The following is a 2,546-nucleotide window of genomic DNA, read 5'->3' on the forward strand; positions in this document are numbered from 1 at the left end:
CTCAGCAGCAACTTCGCACGGCTGTCCTGCATCATGTACAGCAGGCGATCACGCGGGTATTCCACGTCCAGCGGCACATAAACGCCACCGGCCTTCATCACCGCCAGGAACGCCACCATGATCTCGGCGCTGCGCGGCATGGCAATCGCGACGCGCACTTCGGGGCCGACACCACGGGCGATCAACGCATGGGCCAGGCGGTTGGCCTGGCGATTCAATTCACCGTAACTCAGGGTTTGTGCGTCGAATTTGACCGCCACTGCATGGGGGGTTTCAGCCGCGCGGTCGGCGAACAACTGGTGGACCAGGCGGGTGGCCGGGAAACCAGAATCGGTGCGGCCCCATAGCTTGAGGATGTGTTGCTGCTCGTCATTGTCGAGCAGGTTCAACTGCGCGACGGTTTGCTGTTGATCGGCAACCATTGCCTGCAAGAGGTTCTGCCAGTGCCGCGCCATGCGCTCGATGGTGGATGCCTCGAACAGATCGGTGGCGTACCCCAGCGAGGCCCATAGGCCGCCCGGACTCTCCTGGACATCCAGGTCGAGGTCGAAATGGGCGGTCCGCCGGTCCCACGTCAAGCCTTCGATGTGCAAATGCGCCAAACCCTGTGGCTCATCCCCTGGGCGCCCTTCGGCCTGGTGGTTGAACATCACCTGGAACAGCGGGTTGAGGCTCAAGCTACGCTCCGGCTGCAAGGCCTCCACCAGTTGCTCGAACGGCAGGTCTTGATGGGCCTGGGCATCCAGTGCACGTTGCTTGACCTGGGCCAGCAACTCGGCAACGGTCGTCTGCGCATCGATGTCCGCCTTGAGCACCTGGGTGTTGACGAAAAAGCCGATCAGGCGTTCGGTTTCCACGCGGTTGCGGTTGGCGACCGGTACGCCAACACGAATATCCTGTTGGCCGCTGTAGCGGTGCAACAAGGTCTGGAACGAAGCCAGCAGCAGCATGAACAGCGTCACACCTTGACGCTGGGCCAAGGCCTTGAGATCGGCGGCGAGCGCCGTAGACAGCGGTACATCCAGGCGCGCGCCGCGATGGCTTTGCTGCGCTGGGCGCTGATGATCGAACGGCAATTCCAGCACCGGCTGCTCCCCGCCGAGCAGTCCACGCCAGTAGTCGAGTTGGCGCGCCTTCTCCCCGGCCTCCATCCACTGGCGTTGCCACACGGCATAGTCGGCGTACTGGATCGGCATGCCCGGCAGGTCCGGTGATTGGCCTTGGCTGAACGCGGCATACGACTGCATCAACTCGTCGACCATCACCTGCATCGACCAGCCATCGGAGACAATGTGATGCTGTACGAGCACCAGTACATGGTCCTCTTGCGCCAAGCGCAGAAGACTCACACGCAGCAATGGGCCTTCCTGCAAATCAAAGGGGCGGGCGATTTCAGCTTCGATCTGTGCCTGCAAATCAGCCTCGTCGACTTCATCCAGCCTGATCGGCAAGACGGTGGCAGGCCGAATCACTTGCCTCGCACCGTCCGGTTGCACCTGCACACAGGTGCGCAGGCTTTCATGGCGTGCTACCAGGGCGTCGAAGCTGCGTTGCAGCGCCGGGACATCCAACTCCCCCTTGAGTCGCAGGGCGCTGGGAATATGGTACGCGGCGCTGCCGGGGTCCAGTTGCCAGAGGAACCACTGGCGCTCCTGGGCGTAAGACAACGGCAGCGGGTGTTTGCGACCGACCGCGAGCAGTGGCGGTGCCGGCTCACCCTCTGGCTCATCCAGGGCTTGCAAGGCACTGGCAAAACCTTCCAGTCGAGGTTGCTCGAAGACCAGTTTCAGCGGTACTTCACGTCCCAACACATGGCGCAGACGCGACACCACCTGCATGGCCAGCAACGAATGGCCGCCCATTTCAAAGAAGTGATCGGTCAACCCAACTCGCTCGGCGCCGAGGATATCAGCCCACACACCAGCGACCTGCTGCTCAAGTTCAGTCACCGGCGCGACCCACACCTGCTGCGCTTGGCTGGCATCCGGCTTGGGCAATGCGTGACGATCCAGCTTGCCATTCGGATTCAGCGGCATGCGGTCAAGGAAGATCAGGTGCGCGGGCACCATGTAGTCCGGCAGTTGTTCACGCAGGATCGACTTAAGCGCTTCGGCGTCGTGGGGCTCGGCGACCAGATAGGCGACAAGCTGGTTGTCAGCCGCCAACACCAGGGTTTCACGTACACCCGCCTGGGCCAGCAACAGTGCTTCGATTTCCCCCAACTCGATGCGGAAACCGCGAATCTTCACTTGATGGTCAACACGGCCGACGTACTCGATCACACCGTCCGCGCGGTAGCGCGCCAGATCGCCAGTGCGGTACAGGCGCTCGCCGGCTTCACCGAATGGGTCCGGCACAAAACGCTCGGCGGTGAGCAGCGCACGGTTCAGGTAAGCACGCGCCAGGCCGCAGTGGCTGCCGATATACAACTCGCCCACAGCGCCCGGCGGCGCCAGGTTCAGATCGCGGTCCAGCACATATAATGCACGGCCCGGCAGCGAGCGGCCAATCGGGCTGGCAGTGGCGCCGATGGTGTCAGTACCGGA

At 62.7% G+C, this 2,546-nt stretch carries 1 protein-coding gene; it reads right to left on the reverse strand.

Annotation, left to right across the window (positions count from 1 at the left end):
• The coding region (locus BFN10_RS01430; protein ID WP_139221100.1) for a condensation domain-containing protein at nucleotides 1–2,546 on the reverse strand (2,546 nt) is incomplete at both ends.

Source organism: Pseudomonas extremorientalis, assembly GCF_001870465.1.
Taxonomy (GTDB): Bacteria; Pseudomonadota; Gammaproteobacteria; order Pseudomonadales; family Pseudomonadaceae; genus Aquipseudomonas; species Aquipseudomonas extremorientalis.